This is a genomic window from Leptospira perdikensis (genome assembly GCF_004769575.1).
Classification (GTDB): Bacteria; Spirochaetota; Leptospiria; order Leptospirales; family Leptospiraceae; genus Leptospira_A; species Leptospira_A perdikensis.
Genome location: NZ_RQGA01000013.1, coordinates 273,543 through 293,848, shown reverse-complemented (window position 1 = coordinate 293,848; position 20,306 = coordinate 273,543). Strand labels below are relative to the sequence as shown.

20 protein-coding genes are annotated in these 20,306 nt (G+C 36.8%); 12 read left to right on the top strand and 8 right to left on the bottom strand.

Features of this window, described 5'->3' with window-relative positions; translation table 11 throughout:
* Positions 1-20: 20 nt before the first annotated feature.
* Positions 21-1,973: a PP2C family protein-serine/threonine phosphatase gene (locus tag EHQ49_RS12345; RefSeq protein ID WP_135579874.1), complete on the top strand. Its 1,953-nt coding sequence runs from the start codon at positions 21-23 to the stop codon at positions 1,971-1,973.
* Positions 1,974-2,061: 88 nt separating this feature from the next.
* Here EHQ49_RS12345 and EHQ49_RS12340 read toward each other — a convergent pair whose 3' ends face one another.
* The gene (locus EHQ49_RS12340) at positions 2,062-3,099 is read right to left on the bottom strand and encodes a zinc-binding dehydrogenase (protein ID WP_135579872.1); all 1,038 of its coding nucleotides are present in this window, start codon (positions 3,097-3,099) and stop codon (positions 2,062-2,064) included.
* A complete protein-coding gene (locus tag EHQ49_RS12335; RefSeq protein WP_244241478.1) occupies positions 3,096-3,638 on the bottom strand; it encodes a hypothetical protein in 543 nt (180 codons plus the stop codon). The genes EHQ49_RS12340 and EHQ49_RS12335 overlap by 4 nt, the downstream gene beginning before the upstream one ends.
* Before the next feature lie 161 nt (positions 3,639-3,799).
* Here EHQ49_RS12335 and EHQ49_RS12330 point away from each other — a divergent pair, with 161 nt between their 5' ends.
* The 7 genes from EHQ49_RS12330 (at position 3,800) to EHQ49_RS12300 (ending at position 11,033) form a co-directional block, all read left to right on the top strand.
* Positions 3,800-4,618 (top strand): adhesin OmpL37 family surface protein, encoded by an 819-nt coding sequence (locus EHQ49_RS12330; RefSeq protein WP_135579867.1) that lies wholly within the window; start codon positions 3,800-3,802, stop codon positions 4,616-4,618.
* Between the two features lie 2 nt (positions 4,619-4,620).
* The gene (locus EHQ49_RS12325) at positions 4,621-5,283 is read left to right on the top strand and encodes a rhomboid family intramembrane serine protease (RefSeq protein WP_135579865.1); all 663 of its coding nucleotides are present in this window, start codon (positions 4,621-4,623) and stop codon (positions 5,281-5,283) included.
* Entirely contained in the window at positions 5,283-6,725 is a 1,443-nt protein-coding gene (locus EHQ49_RS12320; RefSeq protein WP_135579863.1) for an MDR/zinc-dependent alcohol dehydrogenase-like family protein, read from the top strand. The genes EHQ49_RS12325 and EHQ49_RS12320 overlap by 1 nt, the downstream gene beginning before the upstream one ends.
* 4 nt (positions 6,726-6,729) lie before the next feature.
* Positions 6,730-9,180 (top strand): hypothetical protein, encoded by a 2,451-nt coding sequence (locus tag EHQ49_RS12315; RefSeq protein WP_135579861.1) that lies wholly within the window; start codon positions 6,730-6,732, stop codon positions 9,178-9,180.
* Positions 9,177-9,599, top strand: a complete 423-nt coding sequence (locus tag EHQ49_RS12310; protein ID WP_135579859.1) for an NUDIX domain-containing protein — start codon at positions 9,177-9,179, stop codon at positions 9,597-9,599. The genes EHQ49_RS12315 and EHQ49_RS12310 overlap by 4 nt, the downstream gene beginning before the upstream one ends.
* Positions 9,592-10,737 carry a carbon-nitrogen hydrolase family protein gene (locus tag EHQ49_RS12305; protein ID WP_135579857.1) on the top strand — a complete coding sequence of 382 codons (1,146 nt, stop codon included), beginning with the start codon at positions 9,592-9,594 and terminating at the stop codon, positions 10,735-10,737. Before EHQ49_RS12310 ends, EHQ49_RS12305 begins: the two co-directional genes overlap by 8 nt.
* Before the next feature lie 98 nt (positions 10,738-10,835).
* Positions 10,836-11,033, top strand: coding sequence for a hypothetical protein (locus EHQ49_RS12300; RefSeq protein ID WP_135579855.1), 198 nt, complete (start codon positions 10,836-10,838; stop codon positions 11,031-11,033).
* Here the strand turns inward: EHQ49_RS12300 and EHQ49_RS12295 are convergent.
* Together EHQ49_RS12295 and EHQ49_RS12290 are read right to left on the bottom strand one after the other, a co-directional pair.
* Entirely contained in the window at positions 11,030-12,157 is a 1,128-nt protein-coding gene (locus tag EHQ49_RS12295; RefSeq protein WP_135579853.1) for a hypothetical protein, read from the bottom strand. The two genes, EHQ49_RS12300 and EHQ49_RS12295, sit on opposite strands and share 4 nt — an antisense overlap.
* On the bottom strand, positions 12,154-12,774 hold the full coding sequence (locus EHQ49_RS12290; protein ID WP_135579851.1) for a hypothetical protein: 621 nt from the start codon (positions 12,772-12,774) through the stop codon (positions 12,154-12,156). Before EHQ49_RS12290 ends, EHQ49_RS12295 begins: the two co-directional genes overlap by 4 nt.
* A gap of 67 nt (positions 12,775-12,841) precedes the next feature.
* Between EHQ49_RS12290 and prfA the strand changes: the two genes are divergently transcribed.
* From prfA to EHQ49_RS12275, 3 genes are all read left to right on the top strand, one after another.
* Positions 12,842-13,903, top strand: coding sequence for a peptide chain release factor 1 (gene prfA / locus EHQ49_RS12285; protein ID WP_135579849.1), 1,062 nt, complete (start codon positions 12,842-12,844; stop codon positions 13,901-13,903).
* An 81-nt stretch (positions 13,904-13,984) separates the two neighbouring features.
* Positions 13,985-15,679 (top strand): S8 family serine peptidase, encoded by a 1,695-nt coding sequence (locus EHQ49_RS12280; protein WP_135579847.1) that lies wholly within the window; start codon positions 13,985-13,987, stop codon positions 15,677-15,679.
* 4 nt (positions 15,680-15,683) lie between these two features.
* Positions 15,684-16,262: a hypothetical protein gene (locus EHQ49_RS12275; RefSeq protein ID WP_244241470.1), complete on the top strand. Its 579-nt coding sequence runs from the start codon at positions 15,684-15,686 to the stop codon at positions 16,260-16,262.
* A 25-nt stretch (positions 16,263-16,287) separates the two neighbouring features.
* On the opposite strand, the gene EHQ49_RS12270 is transcribed toward EHQ49_RS12275, so the two are convergent.
* Genes EHQ49_RS12270 through EHQ49_RS12260 form a run of 3 tightly spaced genes read right to left on the bottom strand, consistent with a single transcriptional unit; the run spans position 16,288 to position 18,862 of the window.
* Positions 16,288-17,898, bottom strand: coding sequence for an ATP-binding protein (locus EHQ49_RS12270; RefSeq protein WP_135579845.1), 1,611 nt, complete (start codon positions 17,896-17,898; stop codon positions 16,288-16,290).
* On the bottom strand, positions 17,898-18,500 hold the full coding sequence (locus EHQ49_RS12265; RefSeq protein ID WP_135579843.1) for a chemotaxis protein CheX: 603 nt from the start codon (positions 18,498-18,500) through the stop codon (positions 17,898-17,900). The genes EHQ49_RS12270 and EHQ49_RS12265 overlap by 1 nt, the downstream gene beginning before the upstream one ends.
* Positions 18,501-18,502: 2 nt before the next feature.
* Entirely contained in the window at positions 18,503-18,862 is a 360-nt protein-coding gene (locus tag EHQ49_RS12260) for a response regulator transcription factor (RefSeq protein ID WP_135579841.1), read from the bottom strand.
* 82 nt (positions 18,863-18,944) lie between these two features.
* Here EHQ49_RS12260 and EHQ49_RS12255 point away from each other — a divergent pair, with 82 nt between their 5' ends.
* Positions 18,945-19,442, top strand: coding sequence for an MORN repeat-containing protein (locus EHQ49_RS12255; RefSeq protein ID WP_135579839.1), 498 nt, complete (start codon positions 18,945-18,947; stop codon positions 19,440-19,442).
* Here the strand turns inward: EHQ49_RS12255 and metF are convergent.
* The gene (gene metF / locus EHQ49_RS12250) at positions 19,407-20,294 is read right to left on the bottom strand and encodes a methylenetetrahydrofolate reductase [NAD(P)H] (protein ID WP_135579837.1); all 888 of its coding nucleotides are present in this window, start codon (positions 20,292-20,294) and stop codon (positions 19,407-19,409) included. The two genes, EHQ49_RS12255 and metF, sit on opposite strands and share 36 nt — an antisense overlap.
* Between the last annotated feature and the right edge of the window lie 12 nt (positions 20,295-20,306).

The window sequence follows — 20,306 nt, the reverse complement described above, 5'->3', positions numbered from 1 at the left end:
TGTCCTATAGGAATAAAATTTTGAAAGAAGTCAAATCATATAAATCAATTCATACTCTCTTGCAGTTTATTCTTTATTTGGGGTTTGCAGTTTTATTTTTAGGTTGTTTGGACTTACATTCGGAAACTAAACCCGACCACCAGTTCCAACAATCTGTTTATCTTCTGGATCGGTATTACTTTTGGTCTTCCGAGGAAGTATTGGACCCGAATTCGATTCCTAACAATGTTTGGCGAAAAATGAAACCCAATGAATTGGGGATGGAATCTAAGGAAAGCCAGTATCTATATGTAAAATTTAGTGATCAATTTATAAGACAACTCAAAAGCCCTGTTTTATCTATTGGGATTGCTTTAGAACAATTTAAGATTTTCCAAGGTAGTGAATTGGTTTTTGAATCAAAACTTCATGATCATATTTTTCCTTATATCATCCCTCTAAAACAAGATCCTTCTGGTTCACTCATCATCCAATTTCATTCCAGATATCGTGGTTTTATAGGAATGGATCGTGAAGTTTTTTTTAAAGATCATTCACAAGCTTTAGTAGATTTGTTTTTGGATAATTTTTCTGAAACTTTTTTTGCTCCTATTTTACTAATCCTTTCAATCATATTTTTCGGGTTTTATTTTTTAAGAAAAAGAGAAATTATTTTTCTTAATTTTTCAATTCTGTTATTCTCTGCCTCTTTGATTGAAGTTTTGAATGGGTTTGTTGGTTTTTCATTGAGTCAGTTTTCTTATTTTGTTATACCACTTGCTTTTTTTAATTTTGCATTTTTCCCCTTTGCACTTTTACTTTTTTTGATTGGGATTTTCCCTCCATTTTTTCGAAATCTTTTTAAGGCGATCGCGGTCCTTCATTTGTTTGTGTTTTTTATTTCACTAGTGAATAATTATGAAAATGGAATTTCTTTTCTTAATAGTGAAAATGATTACGATTGGATCATTATTTTTGAAGGAATCGTTGCCATTTTTTCTTCTGTTTACGTTTTGATTAAAGGAAATAAAAATCTTCAAACCATTACCTTCGGATTATTGTTTATCGTCGTTGGTGGGCTTCATGATATTTTGATAGATCTTGGGTTTTTAAATTATGGAGTTAGACTCATTCATTATAGTTTTATAATGATGATGGTTTTGTTTGGATTTTATGTTTTCAAACATTATTGGCAACTTCTACAATCCATCAGTCGGATGAATGCCGAATTAAGAAATAAAAACAAAGAATTACAAAGATTGATCCAAATCGATAAAGATTTGGCCTTGGCCCATGCTCTCCAAAAATCATTGTTATCATCTAAATACAATGAAGATGAACGAATTCGGATCATTGGATTTTCACAAAACCTAGAATCGGTAGGTGGTGATTATTTTGACCATACAAAAGACAGTATGGGGAATTGGGCCATTCTCATGGCAGATGTTTCTGGGCATGGGATTTCTTCTGCCATGGTGGCCGCCATGTCGAAAATGGCATTTGTGGGAGCAAGTGCTTATCTGCAGTTTCCTTCGCGTGTTTTTCATTCGATGAACAGGCATTTGGTTGGAAAAACAAAAAATTTATTCATCACGGCATCTTATGTATTTATCGATACAGAATCGTTTACAGCGACATTTAGTAACGCAGGCCATCCAGGTTTTTTTCTGATTCGAAATTCCGAATCAGAGGTAATTCATTTAAATGTTAAAGGGAAACCATTAGGTTTATTCTCACATTTACCTTATGCAGAGGAGACTGTAAAATTACAATCAGGGGATAAAATTCTACTCTATACAGATGGAATCTTTGATTTGTTAAATGAGGCTGGTGATAGTTTTGGTGAAGAAAAACTCAAATCGTTATTATGGGACAATCGATATCAAAAATTCCAAGACTTGGCAAAGGTCATTCAAGATTCTCTTTTTAAATTTTCCGTTGGATGGAAGTATCAAATGGACGATTTGAGTTTCCTTCTTGTGGAAATTAAATAAACTAAAACAAAACTTAGGAATTACCAAACTTATCTAGAAATCAATGAATCAAAATTCAAATTTGATGAATCGGTCATCAATCTAAAATTTATAATTCCGGATTGATGATAAAACGAATAGGATTTCCTTTTTTCTCTTCCAAGGCATGCAAAAATTCATTGGTATCTTCTAACTTATGCACTCCACTAATAGACTTTGTCAGGCTTAATTTTTTGTCTTTATAAAGTTGGATGAGTTCGGGGATCGCCCTTCTGTCAGACCCATAAGAACCTGTGATTCTGATTTGTCGTTCAATCAGAAAAAATGGCATGGGTATTTCTAGTTTGTTTCGGCCGATACCAACAAGGACAATCCGTCCTCCTCGACTCATAGCCCGAACAGAATTTTCAATATTTGGCATATATCCCGAAAAGTCGCATAACAAATCTATGCCGCCAGATTTTTCCTTTAAAACCTTGCCCACTTGCATAGTTTTTTCGACGAGGATCAGTTCATCGGCTCCGTATGCCTTTGCATTTTCCAAAGAACCACTATCAATATCTACAGCAAAGATACGACCGGCTCCCAAAGCCTTGGCGATGGCAACAGCATGGATTCCTAAACCTCCACAGCCTATAATCGCAACCGTATCCCCTGGTTTGATTTCTCCTTGGTATTTGACTGCATGGTAGGGGGTAGAGACGGCATCGGCTAGAATGGCACCTTCTGTAAATGGGATTTCGTCAGGTAACTGATGTAGATATCGTTCTTCGATTTGTAAGTATTCTGCAAATCCTCCGCGTTGGTTAAAACCAAGAACTCCAATTTCTTCACATAGGTTTTCACGGCCCACCAAACAATGTTTACATTTTCCACAGGAAGTTCCTGCACTGACAACCACTCGGTCTCCTTTTTTGAATTTGGTAACTTCTTCTCCAACTTCTTCCACAACTCCTGAGGTTTCGTGGCCTGGAACACAAGGTGTATAACTGGCTTTCATTTTTCCATGTAAAACCAAGTGTATGTCTGATCCACAAATACCGCAGGCTTTGACTTTGAGTTTTACTTGGTTGGGAAGGAGAGGAGGGAGATCTAATTCTTGAATTTCAAGGGATCTAGAACCTTGGGGGAGGACTGCTGCTTTCATTGAAAAATTCCATCTAACTCCGATAACATGTCACTCGCATCAGTTTCATTTAATTGTTCTAACGTGATTTCAATTGTATCGGTGAGGTAGTATTTATAATTTTTATATGTAGATAAAAAATCTTTGAGTTTTTCTTTTTCATCATCGGAAAGTCGATTTTCCATATTGAGTTTACATAATGCCAAAATTCCAAATGCAGACTTAAGTTCATCTACATTCGAAGCGATGGTAAACAGTTCGCGAATATCAAGTTCTGCAAATGTCGGAAGTAAATCGGAGATAAGTTCCATGGCTCCGATGGGAATGGCGCGGTCGAGAGATTTGACATAATTCAATAAAACACGATAACTCTTAGAATCTCCAACATAGGAGAGTAGATATACCATTCCAGATAACAATGATTTATGATAACCCCAACTCAGTCGACCAGAGTCGGCTTCTCGAATGATTTGATAGATCATTGTCCAGGTGTTTTTATCACCATCTGCAGCTAATTTCATTAAATCCAAAAGACGTGATTCCCAGACCGGTTGGTCCATTTCGGATTTAAGGAGGTCAATGGCTTCCGAAGGGGAAGTTGGTAGTGATCCTAACTTTTGCACAGGTTCCTCTCGACATAATTCTAGAATATGAGACGTAGATGTCTTTTCTTTTTTATCATGCTAATGTTTTCTGTGTACGGCCGAAACTATTTCCATAGATGAAACGTTTTTCGGTAATACTACTACTCTTCCTCGCTGCAATCGGAGAGATGACACCGGACCAGTCCAGTTCCAAAGCAACTCAGTTAATTCGTGTTAGCTATGGACTTAAGGACAACTACGAGTTTCTACGCATTCTAAATTCAACAATCAGTAATAGAGGAACTGACGACCAAAAAAAGTATTTCAAACGTTGTGTACAACACCATATAGAATCAGAAATTCTGCATTTACAAATGGATTTGGGACGTTCCTATTCGGAACTTAGAAGAACACAGGGACTTCTCATCCAACTTTATATTTTTGTTTTAGAAGATGAAATTGAAGAGTTGGAAACAGAGCTGGGTCGCCTGGCAAGACTTGCTAATGGAAAGGAAAAAACAGAAACTAAGTCCTATCTTCGTTTAGGGTATCGCGAAATTGCAGTTGCAAAACAGAAGTTAATCGTAGGAAAAAACATTCGGCCTTATTTGTATTTAATGAAACTTCAGGAATTGGCATATTCCTTAAAGTCCCTCAAACAAGCAGAAAAGTATATTGTACTCCTTGGGCTATTACATGATTCTGTTGATGAATTTGATAGAGAAAGCCGAACTTTTGCTGAAATGGCCCATGAAGTGAATCGAATCATCTTTTCTGACCGCGAAAAGTATTTACGGTTGCTCTATGATAGTCATTTTGATTCTTACGGGGCTTTGGATTATTATGAAATTATTTGGAAACAACCAGATTTACATGAATTGGCAGCTGGGATTCCAGGTTTTGATCCGTCATACGTAAGAAATCCAGAAGAAGTCAAACCACCCACATTTCAATAGTTATGCGATCGTTTCTTTGGGAATTTCCCCTCACAGCTGGATTTTCATTATTCCTTTTTTTATTATACCCTGTTGTATCTATTTTTTTTCCAGAACTGGTTGGGGTATACTTTATTGCAACACCAGGTGAATTTGAGCCGATCAATTGGATTCTTTCTACCTTTTTTCATGGATCCGGTGCCCACCTTTTATCCAATTTATTTTTTCTTTTAATCCTTGGTCGGGTAGTAGAGAATCGAGTTGGTAAAGGTAAGTGGTTATTGTTTTATTTTATGGCTGGCGTATTATCTGTATTAGGTGATGCAGTAGTCAGAGGACTAATTTTAGGAGATAGGACCCCCATTGTGGGTGCGAGTGGGGCCATTTCGGGTTTGGCTTCTGCTGCCACATTACTTTCCCCTTTTCAATTTCCCATTTCCAAAAGAAAATCCATTCCTTTCCCAGTTTTTTTGTTTGGTTGGATGATGGTTTATTCTGATGTTACCAATTTGTTTGCACGTGATCAAGTGGCGCACTGGGCGCACTTAGGTGGTTTTTTCTCTGTCTTTGTTACTAGTTATTTACTTGGTGATAAAGAGAGACGAGAAATCAGACAGGGCTTTCTTTTGAACTTTACCTTTTTTACATTGACGATCATTCTTCTTTTTTTTATCAACAATAGGTAATGAACTTAAAATTTCGAGCGAAGGATTATACATCCGAAGACTCGTTTGAATCCGCAGAATACGAGTATTTTGGTAGTGAAACGGAAGGTTGGGAGATCAAACGAAACGGCCAAGAGTATCTCCATCTAGGGCCTGGTTACATTCCCCTCAAAACCATATCCTGCGGAGTTTGTTCTACCGATATCGATAGACGTTTTTTACCCTTTCCTCTTCCACAAATCATTGGGCATGAAGTCCTTGCCGAAGGTCTTGGCGCCGACCAAGGCAAACAGTTCGTTGTTGAAATTAATGATACCTTTGAGGCACGAGGAGATAAAGTCCCTGACGCATTTTGTAGGGAAGGTATCCCGACTCATTCCCCCGAAAGGAGAGTGCTCGGAATTGATCGCTTACCTGGCGGATTTGGTCCTTATATTTTAGCGCCAATACATGCTGCAATTTCTCTCGAGGGTGTTTCTTCAAAGGCAGCTGTTCTTATGGAACCATTTGCTGCCGCTTTACAAGCAATCCTTGCCTCTCCGCCGAAACCGGGAGACCATGTGGCGGTTCTCGGGCCACGTCGTTTAGGAAGTTTGATTTTGGCAGCACTTGCATCATATCGCAAAACAAATAATTCTGATTTTCGCATAACTGCGATTACCCGACATGACCATTTGGTTACCTTATCTAAAGCCATGGGTGCAGACGAGGTAGTTGATCTTCGCAAAACAGAGATTCCTGCACTCAAAAACAAGTTTGATATTGTTTATGATACAACTTCCACAACTTCAGGGTTTGAATCAGCTTTGAAAATTGCTAAACGAGAAGTCCATCTAAAAACAACCAATGGCCAAATAATGGCAGGTCTTGCTCATTTGACAGAACTAGTGGTAGATGAACTTTCAATCCTTCCTTATTCAGAATCCAATACATTGTTCCATTGGAAAAAGGAAAATCGCAAAAACAAAAATATATTTTTGTTTAACGGGGTATCTGAAACAATCAAAGGGAATCTAAAAAAACAATTCAATGTGTTTGAAGGAAGTGCAGAGGAAGCAGAAGGTATATTGAACTCACCTAAATTTTCCGATAGAGTTCCTCGCTTTGATCTAGTGATAGTTTCCAGTCCAGAAGAATTGAGCCTTGCCATCCGACCAAATCCTGCTCATGAAAATTCTTTGGTTCGACCAAGAGGAGCAATCCTTGTAGACACCAGTAATCAAAATAACTGGTCAGATGATGTTGGTTTGGTAAAACAATTCTTTGTCGACGGAAAGGAAATTCACAGTTCTCGATGTGGAGATTTCCATATGGCCATCTCTTTACTTCGTGATAATCCAGAGATCACGAACGCTCTCGAAACTAATTTAATTTCTCATCGTTTTTCTTCAGACCAATTGGAAGAGGCTTATGCAACAGCAAAAGATCCTTCCAGTGTTAAGGTAGTGGTAGATTTTAAATAACTCTATGTCAGAAAAAAAAGAGATACATACATCGCTTGGGCCTGTCCTCGTTCCGGTAGAAGATCGACTCTGGGAAATCGATCTGACAAACCTTCGGATTTTTTTTGGGCTTTCGATTCTTTCGCGAACGATTGGGGAAGAGATCGGCAACCAATTAATTTCTCTTCCTGGTGATTTGTCTTTTATTTATAAAATTAATCCGAACATAAATCATGAGTTAGTGGACATGCACATCCAACATGTTCAAGTTTTTGCGAGAGCAGGAATTCTAAAAGATTGGGTATTGTTTCGAGAACAATTTGAAGAAAACTTACGTTTTGTATTTGGATCCTTTCAACAACAATCGATAGCAAAAAAAATTCACCCGGAATTTTACGGAGAAGATCCTAATCGAAATTCTTCAGTAGCATTGTTATTTCCTTTTGAAGCCGAATTCGTTCATGATTCCGGTTATTATATTTTAATGGAAAGAGTTGCTAGTCAATATAGGATTGGTGATTTTTTTCTTCGCATAACTATTGATACGCAGGAAGATGGATGTTTGAATTTGACTAACATCAAACATGAAATCATTAGTGATGCTCATACAAGAACTTATATTGCGGGAGCTTCCAAAATTAGTGAATCCTTGAGCAACGGAATGATCAATGCAGCTCAGAAGGGAGAAACTTTTTACGAAGAAGAGAATAGTCATTTTAGTAAGGTATTTTCTCAAATTGAAAAAACTCCTCTTGGAAAACTAACAAATATAAATTTTTATTGGGAAGAGCAATATCGAAGCCTGATTTTAAGTTCTGACCCTAGTGTTTCATTATCGATTCTAAAAAAATTATTCCTTTTACTTGAAGATTCATCTGCATCTAAAAAAATCAAAGAAGGAAATACCGTCCGTGCCCTTATTGGAAAGGTTTCAGTTTATGTTGATCTTTCTCGTTTAGATCGTGTTCTAAATTTTAGTATCAACCAAAAAAGAACCTTACTTGATTCTTCTTTTTATTTAAAACGGATGCCTTTATTAGAAGAAATTGCAAACTCTCAAGGACATAATTTTAATTTTGAAGGTGTTCATGTTTTTTTAATTCATCACATTACTTCAGAAATTATTTCTCTAATAGAAACTTTCCGAAGGTTGAAGGTAAATTCTTTAGATGTCGCCTTCGTTAAGTATGGTGGAAATATTCCTCCCGTTTATTTGGATATTTTGTTGGATATTCCAACGGAAATGTTTTTTATGGCTGGCCTCGAATTCAAACTAACAAAAAATAATACTCCTTATTATGGTGTATCTCCTTTGTATAGTGACTTTGAACTTCATTCTACATTCCGTCATAAACTAGAAGAAGCAAAACTAGGTTTTTTCGACGCAATGAGACAATTGGCTGTTTTTTTGTTTTTAAATAAATTACTCGCCGTGATTACCAAAAATGAAAAAATACTTTTAATTGAAGATGGTGGTTACGTAGCACCAATTTTAAACGAACGTGCATTAGATGGTGTTTCATTCGGAGCCGTTTTGGATGAGTTTTGGGTAGAAACAAAAGATCGTTCTGTCAGGGAAAAATCGTTCCAAGAAATTCTAAAATCTTATGTGATTGGAACCATTGAACACACTCGAAATGGTTACGACCGTTTAATTCAAGTGAAAGCAGAGAAAAAATCTCTTTTTTTACCTACGTTTTCCATCGCTATTTCTACTGAAAAAACTCAGGAAGAATCAAAGGAAGTCGCTCGTTCTATTTTGAATGCTTTGGATAACACTTTGCATGGTGTCGGTAAGGTTTTATCTAAACGGAAGGTACTACTTCTCGGATCAAAAGGTAACATTGGTGGTTTTTTAAAACGTTATCTAATTGGTGGATTTCTTCACGAAAACAATTTAGATATTTTGGAAGTAGATCGAAAAACAAAAGAAGAATCGAGATACTTAAAATCCGATTTTAATCATCTATCTAATGCAGAGTTTAACGAAATTGATTTAATTATTGGTGTCACTGGAGAATCAATTATTTTACCTAAAACTTGGGAATCCTGGATACTGAATAGCAAACACAAACAATTGTTCATTGCTTCTGGCTCTACTAAGACGGTCGAATTTGCTGATTTTATCAGTTGGACTAACGAATTGAACTTATCGGAAAATCCAAAACTAGGTGGCGAAGATTTAAAAATCTTTTTTTATCGAATTTTAGATCCACAAACACAAATGGATTTGGGTTCTAAAATTATTTTTAAAATAGAAAAAAAACAAATAGAAAAAGAAGTTTTTCTTATCAGTGATGGAAGCCCCGTGAACTTTTTATTTTTTGGAGTTCCTACAGAATCGATGGATCCAATCATTTCGCAATTAGCAAGTGTTTCATTAGGTATGGTGAATGATTATAAATCTAAAAAACTTCCTAATCCAGATTTGTATGCTGTTGATCACCAAATTAATGTTTGGGGAAATTTTTTATGAGTAAACATGGTTTTTTTCAAATCACACAGAAGTTGTTTCTTCGTAATGGAGATCAAATGTTGGTGTTACGAGACAGGAAATCCGGCCATGGGGATCTTCCTGGTGGCCGGATGAACGAAGACGAATTTTTTTCTGATTGGTCAGAAAGTATTTTTCGTGAAGTTACGGAAGAATTGGGAGAACAAATAAAAATTGATGTAAATCCAGAACCAATTTTTATTCATAAACATATGGTGAACGAGGGAAATATTCCCTGCATTATCGTGGCTTATACCGCCAAACTTTTGAATGGGAAGATCCAGTTGTCGGATGAACACGATTTTATGGATTGGGTTGATATTAAAACCTTTGATCCGTCTAAACTTTTTTCGGAGTATATGTTGGAAGCTGTCCAACTCTATTTAACAAAATATGCATAATTTATATGTCCCACCATACAAAATTCTCACTTTTATTGTTTTGTTTGGATTTGGTTTTTTTTCTGCCTCGTTTTTAAAGGACGATCAGACCACCTTACCGAAGTTCGATATCCCGAAACCAGATCTTAGTTTTGACATTAAATTTGATTTTAACTTAAATTTTAGTAAACCTGAAGTAGATGAAGAAATTTCTAAACCAACGAAATCTTGGAATGATATCAGGATTCAAACCAATGGAATTGATCGAAAGTACGGAAATTTAGTTGGAATTCAGTTAGTTCTCCAACCAGAAGATTTTGTTAAAGAAGAATGGTGGAAAGAACGAATTGAAGAAACTTTAAGTAAAGGTAAAACTGCAGGAATTTTTGATCGCAAAACAATTATTATACTTCCTGAACACACTGGAACTGGACTAATATTTCTAGATGAAAAATCTAGGTTTTTGAATGCAGATTCTTTCGAATCCGCTTTAAAAACCAAAGGAGAAAATTTTACAATTTCCGATTTGTTTTATTTAAAAGCAGAGAAAATGGCTGATGTATATGTTCGAACATTTTCTGAACTAGCGAAACAATACAACGTTCCGATTTTGGCGGGAACGATCATTTTGCCGAATCCAAAAATCGTTAAGGGTAGTCTCGTCCTAGATCCTAAAGGGCCTTTGTACAATGTAGCCATTCCTTTTTCTGCCGAGGGAAAACTAATGGATCCTCTAGTTAAAAAATCAATTTTAACAGAAGAGGAATTGAAAGTTATTTCAGCCGGTGACGTCACTCAGGATCGAGTTTGGATTGTTCCTGGTTGGAAGGTTGCGATTTTCATTGGGCAGGATGTTTTTGATAGTAACATTTATACTCGCCTTGTCGGTAAACCAATTGATGGTTTGATTTCCCCATCGGCTACTTATCCCAACATGAAATGGCAATCCTTTGATTTAGAAGATCCTAATATTTGGAAACAAGAAGGTATGGCAAAATACATCAAATCAACAAAAGCACAAGACCTTGTACAAGTGTTTATGGCTGGGCATTTATATGATAAAAATTGGAACGGAAAAACATTTAACCTAAGAGATTTTTCGAATGAGGATCAGGTGGGATCGGTAGAAAGTCCTACGATCTTAAACTTGTACTTTTAATTTTCGAGGGATTGTACGGTTTTTTGAATTTTTAATTTTGTGTTCGGACCTAAAATCGATTTGACAGGGCATTCCTTTCGCCAAAAATTTTCAGAGTTATGGCACAGAAGTCCCTTCCTAAAAATGAGTTTTATGTAAAATGCCCTTTGTATTCTAAAGGACTCTCCATTTGTCCTAGTTCCAAAGATCGTTTACAAACTGAAGATCTAGAAAGACTTACTTCTCATTGTATCACTGACACTTACAAGGCATGTGATATCTTTTCTGCAAAAAAAGAAAAGGAACAGGCTGCTTAGCCATCGTTCATTTTCCTTACTTTTTTGAAATAATCATAAATCATCCAATCTTCCTCTGAAAAATTAAGATCATCTAACACTAGTTCTCCTCTTTTACTTTCATAAACGATTCGGTCCCCAGCGACTCCCCACAACCTCTCTATAAAAAATGGAAAATGTTCCTTTTTACCGGCAACCTTCCATTTCATTGGTTGGTTTGGATCATTTTGATTGGTGGCTATGAATTCGTCCTTCCCACTCATTCGCCAGGAGAACGCCTCTCTGGTTACAATGGGAATACCTCGATTGATCGAAGGAGTTTTGCCTTGGTGGTAAACTACTTCTTTCAGATAGAGATCTCCAATCTTACCACCGACAACATATCCAGAAATTCCATTGTTATAATAAAATCTGGGAAGTATGATATCTTTGGAAAGGAGAGTCACTCGTTTTGATTCCAAATTCATATAGAATAAATTGTATGATCCGCCGATCCCCGACCATACTAAAAACTCGTTTCCAATGGATGTAATGTGATTATGTGTTTTTAACTTTGGATAGGGCGTAGGAAAAAGATCGCCAATAATATACTTTTCTGGTTTTGAACTTTTGCCAGTTCTTTCGACGAAGAGTTGGTTTTCAAAGAAGTAAACTAACAAATCACCTGAATTGGTAATGGCCATACCTGTTTTACAAGGTATATGTACAATCGATTCATGTTCCAAAGCCGAATCTGAAGTGGAATAACCAAATAAGGCACAACCACCATATTGTTTCAATGGGTACTGAACCGCCACAAAATTACCATTAGCTGAAACTTGTATCGAATCTGGCCTTAGTTTCAATTCAATGGAGTTTCGACTATCGTTCACTAAGTCTTTAAAATATAGAGTTTTGTTTTCTGTCCAAACTATCTTTGTTCTATCTTCCGAAAGTGCAAATAAACGAGGTTGATTTGGTTTGTTTTTGGATAGTATTTCTGAAGTAGGACGATTGGCGGAAAGTCTGTCTTGTAATAGAACTAAAGCTTTTTCGTATTTTTCTTTGGCGATTAAATCTTCAATTTCGGATACTAATGATTCATGTTTTGATTGGCAAGAGAAAAGAAATAAAACAGCAGAGATTAAAAGGAAAAATAATTTCACTGAGACTCCAAAAATTCTCGAATTTCTTCGGAATGGATTTCTTTAGAAAAAAGATCCATAGCTGTTTTGCCAACACGTTTTGTATCGTAATAAGCAAAGGTTCCTGTCACTACAGCTCCTCCAATTGGTATCCAACGAGCAAACTGTTTGCGAAGAATTGACTTGGAAATTAATAATCCTAATTTTTCTAACATCGTTTGGAATACTTTAACAGTTGTTGGGCGAATCAAAATTTTCAACGAGGACTCTTCAATAATTTTACGAAACACATGAGCCCCGCCATGTTTAAATAGACAATAAAGTAATAATTCTTTAGTCACTTGGACTTCTTTTCCGTAGAGGGCCGCAATGTCTAAAATCAAATGCCCCTGGATTCGGTACACAAAAAGTAATTCGGGGAGGATGCTGAGAATCCCAAGGGGCCCTGGGGGCAGGGAACAGGTAGCGCTGACGAGGCCTGATTTAAAGGAAGCATTTTGAACCAATTCCTGGATGAGATTGTCCGGCGGTTGAATTGTGGGTGCGTAGGGGCTTCTATAATCCTCTAGGCCGGCAAATAATTCGACAAGGCCGTCTAAAAAACCTTCAGATTTGACCTGAGATTGTGTTTCGTTCACGGGTTTCTGAATTCCTCGTTAGATTTTGGTTTATCAAAAACAGGCATTCTATATCCTTTCCATAGACATGATAGATAGATTGAAAAAAATTCAAGAAAAATACCTGCGTATCGAGGATGAGCTCGCAAAAGCCACCGCATCCGATACATTGAAGAATCTATCGAAAGAAAGATCTCGCCTAACTCCCGTATATACTAAAGCTGATGAATATTTAAAAATAACTAAAGATTGCCAAGATGCAAAATCACTTCTTGAATCCGAAAATGACCCAGACATGCATTCCATGTTGAAATCGGAAATTGAAGAAGGTGAAAAAAAATTAGAAGAGTTAGCAAAAGAACTCGAAATCATGTTATTACCTCCAGATCCAAATTCTGGAAAAAGTATCCTTGTAGAAATTCGTGCTGGAACGGGTGGAGAAGAGTCAGGATTGTTTTGTGCGGATTTATTTCGTATGTATAACAAGTATGCCGATAAACAAGGAATCAGAGCAGAGATCATCGATGCAAGTCCTACTGGTATCGGTGGTTTTAAAGAAATTGTATTTTCTTTAGATGATGATAAAGCATATGACTTATTTAAATTTGAATCAGGTACGCACCGTGTTCAGCGAATTCCAGAAACAGAGTCTGGGGGAAGGATTCATACATCGGCAGTAACCGTTGCTATACTCCCAGAAGCAGAAGAAAAAGAAGTAGAAATCAGGGAAAGTGACTTAAGAATTGACGTATATCGGTCGTCAGGTGCTGGTGGACAACACGTTAACACAACAGACTCTGCGGTTAGGATCACTCATATTCCTACTGGCATTGTTGTTGCTTCCCAAGAAGAACGTTCTCAAATAAAAAACCGTGATAAAGCGATGCGAGTTTTACGTGCAAGGATTATTGACCAAATGGCCGATGCCGCAAAACAAAGCGCAGATGCTCTGAAAAAAGCGCAAGTTGGGTCAGGGGATAGGTCGGAACGAATTCGAACTTATAACTTTCCGCAAGGGCGTTGCACTGACCACCGAATTGGATTTACGAGTCATAATTTACCTGCCATTATGGAAGGTGACTTGGACGAATTGATTGATGCTTTGGTCCAAGAGGACAGGTCTAAACGACTCGCAGAAGCAAAAGCTTAAAAAAGATTTCAAATTTGTTTGGAATTCGATTGATTCGGGCGGTTCGAATGTTATAAGAAATAGGTCAGGAATTTCCATCAAATGAATCGAATGAAAACTGCAATTTCCATCCTTGTTTTCGTAAGTATGATTTTTGGAAATTGTACTCCTGTAAATGATAATGATCCGCTCAGCGATTCACTTTTTTATTATTTCCTTTTACAAGCAGTAGCAAACGCAAAAGAAGAAAACTGTGTTTTTGCTCCAGGCGGTAATGGGGATGCTTTATATAATGATCAGTGGCATCTGCAAAACATAGGCCAATCCGGTGGTACAGTTGGTGAGGATGCTAACGTTAATCCTATTTGGAATCAAGGAATCTCTGGAAACCAGGTTATTGTAAGTGTTGTCGATGACGGCCTCGACATTCGACATGAAGATTTGTCTTCTAATATTTCTGTCACTGCACGTGGCCTGAATCTCCTTAATAGCACTATTTATCCTACCCATACCTATCTAAAAAGTTTTCATGGAACTGCCGTCGGAGGGGTGATTGCTGCTAGAGGAGGAAATGGAATTGGTGTTCGAGGAGCTGCCCCCTGTTCTAAGTTAGTTGGTGTTAACATACTCGAAAAATCTACAATTTATACTTCTGATGAATATCGAGCTATGGTTAATGAATCTGCACGTGTTTCTATTTCTAATAACAGTTGGGGTTCTCCCGATGGGTATGGTTGGCTTTGGCCTTCTAGTTCACTTTGGCAACAGGGTGTGACTGAAGGAATTCAAAAGGGAAAAAGTGGCAAAGGTACGGTATATGTTTGGGCTGCGGGAAACGGCGCCAATGGCGGGAGTATATCTTCTCCTGTACTTGTTGACAATGCTAATTATGATGGGCAGGCCAATTATTACGGCGTAATGGCGATTGGTGGAATAGGTCAAGATGGCAAAAAGGCCAACTATTCTGAATCAGGTGCTAACTTATGGACGGTTGCCCATACCCAAGGTAATAATGCAACCGCTTACACAACGGCCATTTCTACAACGGATGCTTCGGGTGTTAATGGATTGAATGCTGGCGGTACTTCTGGAGATTATTCGTTTGGAAACTACACTAGAAAATTCAACGGAACTTCATCGGCCACTCCATTAGCTGCAGGTGTTATTGCACTTTTGGCAAGTTATTATCCCAACCTTACTTGGCGCGACATACGAGAGTTAGTTGCTTATTCCGCACGACAAAACGATCCAACAGATACGGATTGGAGTATAAATGCAGCCGGCTTAAACATAAATCATAAATATGGGTTTGGTGCAGTGAACGCCGATAATCTCATTCAGAGAGTAGGTACTTGGTCCCCGATTACGACACCTCAAATCATAGATACTAAGGCGACATTGTCTCCGAATACACCTATACCCGATAATGATGTAGTAACTGGGGCAACGGTTAATTATATTGTTTCCTCAAGTATCAGTTACATTGAATATGTGGATGTAGAATTCACATCATATCATACATTTTTTCCAGAGTTATACATTCTTATTACCTCTCCAAGTGGAACTACCAGTTTCCTAACAGAACCACATGCTTGTCTCAATCCTTACAGTAATTCTTTATGTTCTTCAGGGAATACTTCTATTGCAACGATGACAGGTTCTCCAACTTATCGTTTTGGCCTAGCTCGCACTCTAGGAGAAAATCCCAATGGAACCTGGATCATACGTGTGTATGATGCCAGTGCAGCGGACACGGGATCTATCAATTCCATTCGGTTACGAATTTATGGTAGGTAAGACAATGAACAAAAAACCAATGAATTTTACTAATTGGATCTGCTTATTTGCTTTAGGTTGTTGGATTTTGAACCCACTCAATGCGGATCCCAAAGACCCTCCGAGTTCGATTACATTTGTAGAAGGTGGAGTCACGAAAACTTTCTATCGAAACCCTAGTGTAGTAGCTGAATATGTGAGCCATGAGCAGGCTCAATCGAACCAACTAACAAATCAAGGTAAACAAGGGGTTAAATTTGGTTGGAATGTTCGACCTGCGGGTAAAGAACTCTTTCCGAAATCTTCAAAATCAACTGTTGCGTCTAAAACTACAGAAGTTTATTCTACTTCCGTTGGCTCTGGCGCCAATATTGTTTTACCGGGAGTTTTGATTGTTACCTTCTCTAAGAATCAATCACAAGAATCATTGGAGAAAATCTCTAAAAAATATGGAATACAGATCTTAAATCAGTTTTCTCCCCGACTGGTTAGTTTTCAAACAGAACCAGGGTTTGTGTCTGTGGAAAAAGGTAATGAAATTTTATCAGAATCGAATGTGTTGGAAGCTTATCCAGATACGGCTGTCGAAAAAAGTTTAAAATAAGTTTCGCATAATCAAAGTAATTTGGTTACATTGCGAGATAAAAATACATCAACTTTAAAATTTCCTGCTTTCTGACGGGTTTAGAAAGATAAGAAGTAATTCCGGCTAAAAAACTTTTGCTAATATCTTCTTTTTGGACATTTGCTGAAATTGCAATGATTGGAATTGAGTTAGTAGCCGTCGTTTGGTTCGCTAATTCAATTTTTCTAATTTCTCTTGTAGCCTCTAACCCATCCATTTCTGGCATTTGCATGTCCATTAATATGATATCGAATTTTTGTGATTTGAAATTTTCCAAAGCCTGTTTGCCATTATAGGCAGTTACAATGTCAATGGGATACTTTCGAAAAAAAGTTTTAATGATAAAAATATTTTCTTCTGAATCTTCAGCTAAAAGAACTTTGCAGTTAGGAAAATTTTCAGGTTCCGGCAGTTCTAAATTGAGCCAGTGTTGGTGGATTCCTGAGATTCGTTTAGTAAAACCTTCATAAGGTATTTCAAAAACAAATTTGGATCCAATTCCAACTTCACTCATAACGGAAATATCACCACCCATGAGAAGAATTAATTTTTTAGTAATGGTCAAACCAAGGCCAGTCCCGCCATATTTCCGGGTTGTGGAACTATCCACTTGAGTAAAACTTTCAAAAATAGATTTTAGTTTTTCTGCAGGAATTCCTATTCCTGAATCTTCTACGGAGATTTTTAAATTTTTCCTATTTTCGCATAACGAAGCATTAACGAATATTTTTCCCTTTTCCGTAAATTTCATCGCATTCCCAAGTAAATTGATGAGAACTTGTTGTAATCTTGTCGAATCACCTGCAATACTTTCGGATATGTCGTCTCCTACTTGAAATTCTATTTGGATTCCTTTGGCTTTTGCTTTCATGTAAAATAAAGAAACTGTTTCACTCATGAGGTTGCGAATGGAAAAATGGATATGTTCCATCTCAAATTTTCCAGATTCAATCCGAGATAAATCTAATATATCATTGATAATGTTGAACAAAGCCTTTCCTGAATTTCGAAGGACAGTTAAATACTCTTGTTGTTCCTCGGTTAACTTTGTTTCATTTAAGGTGTCAGTCATTCCAAGAATCGCATTCAAAGGAGTTCTGATTTCATGACTCATAGAAGCTAAAAAATCTGTTTTCGCCTGTGATGCTTTTTGTGCTTCGATTTCTCTTTGGTTTGCTAAAGTCATTTGTTCTCGCAGAAGTTTTTCCCTAACCACTTGTTGCGAAACATCTGAAATCTGAATCATACAAAAATGATTGGTTTCATCTTCGATGGAGATAGGAATGATATGTAAATATTGGTAAATTCGTTCTTCAGCTTCTTTTCTTTTTTCATTATCGTAAAGAGGGAATGGAAATGGATTTAGTGTATGTGTTAATATAGAATATTGTGAATAGTTTAAACACAATTCGATTGATTTGAAAGTTCGTGTATTTTTAAGTTCAGGAAAAACATCCAAAAAAGAAAAATGTAATAAATCAAATTCTTTGAATCCTGAACTTTTTAAAAACCAACTATTTGCTAAAACAATATTGAGATTTTTATCCAGAATGAGAATCCCTATCCCAGATTTTTTAACAATTGTTAGTAGGTGCTTTTCACTAAGAGTGTTCACTACTTTAACTTTTCAATGAGTACTCTGGAAAGGTTTTTGATGCTATCGAAATTAAGAATGAAAAAAATATACCCTTTAATGTCCTTTCCTTTTAGTTTGTAATCTATAAAAACTAGAAGAATGGAATTGTCTTTTTTTGAATTTCTTCCAAGAGGTAAGTCTTCATATTTTCCTGCAAAAAACTCTGGAACATGAGTTTCTATTTTATAATCAGATAATTTCGCTAAATTTGATAATATGGCGTTTAAGATAATATTCCCAATCTCACTGAGTGCATCTTTTTCAAATTGGGAAACTTCATTTAAGGCCACATAGTCCTTCATCATCATTTTGACTATTTCTAAACTTGCACTTTTATGAAATAATAGGAAGGCTGAACCGTCACCAATTCCACCAACAAACTTTTGTTCAATTGTGCATACATCTTGGTCTACAAGGTATTCTATTTTCTTTGCTTCGTCTGTTGTAATTAGTTTTAAATTTGGTACTGTTAATAATATTTCATCAGAAACCATTTCACCCATTAGTTTGGCAGCTGCACCAAGACTAATATTGAATAATTCGCATAACGAATCTCTTTCTATTTCAGTTAAAGAATTCATATTTATCCTAGGTGTGGGATGATTTTTTCTGCAGTTACTGGTTTTTCTACAAAATCAATACCAATTGACTTTGCTCTATTTTTGATCGCATCTTGAATGTTAGCTGTGATTAAGACCATTTTTGTGTTTTTGTAACTCTTCCTGAGTTCTTCTGCTAAATCTAATCCCGAAAGGGTTCCTGGCATGTTTTGGTCTAAACTAAAAAAATCAATATTTCGATGTTCGGTCACAACGGTTTTGGCATCATCGGCAGTACTTGCTTCCAAAATTTCCCAATCAGGGAAATTATCTAAAATAATCTTTCGGATCATCAAACGAGTGACCGTGCTATCGTCTACGATTAGCGCTTTTTTTTGTGACATATGTATTGCCTTATTTCCGAACTAGTTTATATATGAAATTGCACATACTAATTGACGAAAAAAAACTTCTCATCGACCAAACATGCGATCTAAAAACTTTATATTTTTATTTTTATACCTTTTCTGCTTTTGTAAGTCGAACCAAAAAATCTGCGAAGGTGAAAATTGCAGGAATGGAAAATTTCAGGTCCAATATGAAAATGGTGATCAATTTGACGGAGAGTTTTCAGAAGATATCAAACACGGTTCAGGGATTTACCGTTATGCCAATGGTGATGTTTTTGAAGGTGGTTATCAATTTGGATATAAAGAAGGTTCAGGGATTTACCGTTATGCCAACGGTGATAAATTCATTGGTTTCTATTCCAAAGGTAAACGCCAAGGATTAGGAAAATACATTTATTCTGATGGTTTGATATTGGAAGGTTATTGGGATAACAACCAATTGCAAGGGCAGGCAAAAATCATCAACGCCAAGGGAAGTTTGGTATTGGAGGGAACTTGGAAGGACAATCGGTGGATAGGAATCGCACCGACACCGACATCAACCAATACTATCGAAGTTTCGAATCCCGAGTGATTCGTATATTTTTCTAGTCGCCTTAGATTTGTTAAGCGTATACATATGGATTCCTGCAATTTTATGATCAAGTAAATCTCTTACTTGTTCCGTTGCCCAATGGATACCAACATTTTCTGCATAAGAATCGTCCTCAGCACGTGAAAGTGATTTTAACAATTTTGCAGGAAAATTAGTTCCTAAAGATAATTCTGCCATTCTCGCCATTCCTTTTCTAGAAGTGATAGGCATAATCCCTGCAATGATTGGAACTTTGATTCCAGCAATTTCACAGCGTTCTACAAAATCATAAAAATAGTTATTGTTAAAAAAAAGCTGAGTGCAAATGTAATCGGCTCCTTGGTCCACTTTCCACTTTAAATATTCGATTTCTTTTAAGCGGTTGGGAGTAGACGGATGTCCCTCTGGAAATCCTGCGATACCAATTCCCATTTCTGGAAATTCTTTTTTGATAAAACCCACCAACTCTCCGGCATATGCAAATCCGTTTTCTGTTTGTTGGAATTCGGTTTGTCCTTTCGGGGGATCTCCTCGAAGAGCCATAATATTGTGAATTCCACTTTTTTCGTATCGTTTGAGGATCTCTCGGATTTCATCTTTGGTAGAGCCAACACAGGTAAGGTGACTAACGATTGTTAAACCAGTTTGTTCTTGAAGTTTTACAACTAAATCATGTGTTAGGTCTCTTGTTGAGCCACCAGCTCCGTAAGTAACACTGACGTAAGCCGGGTTCATTTGGGATAACTCTTGGATGTTTCGGAACAAATCCTCAGATGTTTCTTCGTTTTTGGGAGGGAAAAATTCGAAGCTGATGGTCGTTTGTTTTTTACCGAGAATCTGAGAAATATGCATAAGGCCTATCCT

Bases quoted from the DNA above. Each gene is read 5' to 3' on its own strand.
- EHQ49_RS12340 (WP_135579872.1), bottom strand. From the start codon at position 3,099: ATGAAAGCAGCAGTCCTCCCCCAAGGTTCTAGATCCCTTGAAATTCAA.
- EHQ49_RS12335 (WP_244241478.1), bottom strand. From the start codon at position 3,638: ATGGACCAACCGGTCTGGGAATCACGTCTTTTGGATTTAATGAAATTA.
- EHQ49_RS12330 (WP_135579867.1), top strand. From the start codon at position 3,800: ATGAAACGTTTTTCGGTAATACTACTACTCTTCCTCGCTGCAATCGGA.
- EHQ49_RS12325 (WP_135579865.1), top strand. From the start codon at position 4,621: ATGCGATCGTTTCTTTGGGAATTTCCCCTCACAGCTGGATTTTCATTA.
- EHQ49_RS12320 (WP_135579863.1), top strand. From the start codon at position 5,283: ATGAACTTAAAATTTCGAGCGAAGGATTATACATCCGAAGACTCGTTT.
- EHQ49_RS12315 (WP_135579861.1), top strand. From the start codon at position 6,730: ATGTCAGAAAAAAAAGAGATACATACATCGCTTGGGCCTGTCCTCGTT.
- EHQ49_RS12310 (WP_135579859.1), top strand. From the start codon at position 9,177: ATGAGTAAACATGGTTTTTTTCAAATCACACAGAAGTTGTTTCTTCGT.
- EHQ49_RS12305 (WP_135579857.1), top strand. From the start codon at position 9,592: ATGCATAATTTATATGTCCCACCATACAAAATTCTCACTTTTATTGTT.
- EHQ49_RS12300 (WP_135579855.1), top strand. From the start codon at position 10,836: ATGGCACAGAAGTCCCTTCCTAAAAATGAGTTTTATGTAAAATGCCCT.
- prfA (WP_135579849.1), top strand. From the start codon at position 12,842: ATGATAGATAGATTGAAAAAAATTCAAGAAAAATACCTGCGTATCGAG.
- EHQ49_RS12280 (WP_135579847.1), top strand. From the start codon at position 13,985: ATGAATCGAATGAAAACTGCAATTTCCATCCTTGTTTTCGTAAGTATG.
- EHQ49_RS12275 (WP_244241470.1), top strand. From the start codon at position 15,684: ATGAACAAAAAACCAATGAATTTTACTAATTGGATCTGCTTATTTGCT.
- EHQ49_RS12265 (WP_135579843.1), bottom strand. From the start codon at position 18,500: ATGAATTCTTTAACTGAAATAGAAAGAGATTCGTTATGCGAATTATTC.
- EHQ49_RS12260 (WP_135579841.1), bottom strand. From the start codon at position 18,862: ATGTCACAAAAAAAAGCGCTAATCGTAGACGATAGCACGGTCACTCGT.
- EHQ49_RS12255 (WP_135579839.1), top strand. From the start codon at position 18,945: ATGCGATCTAAAAACTTTATATTTTTATTTTTATACCTTTTCTGCTTT.
- metF (WP_135579837.1), bottom strand. From the start codon at position 20,294: ATGCATATTTCTCAGATTCTCGGTAAAAAACAAACGACCATCAGCTTC.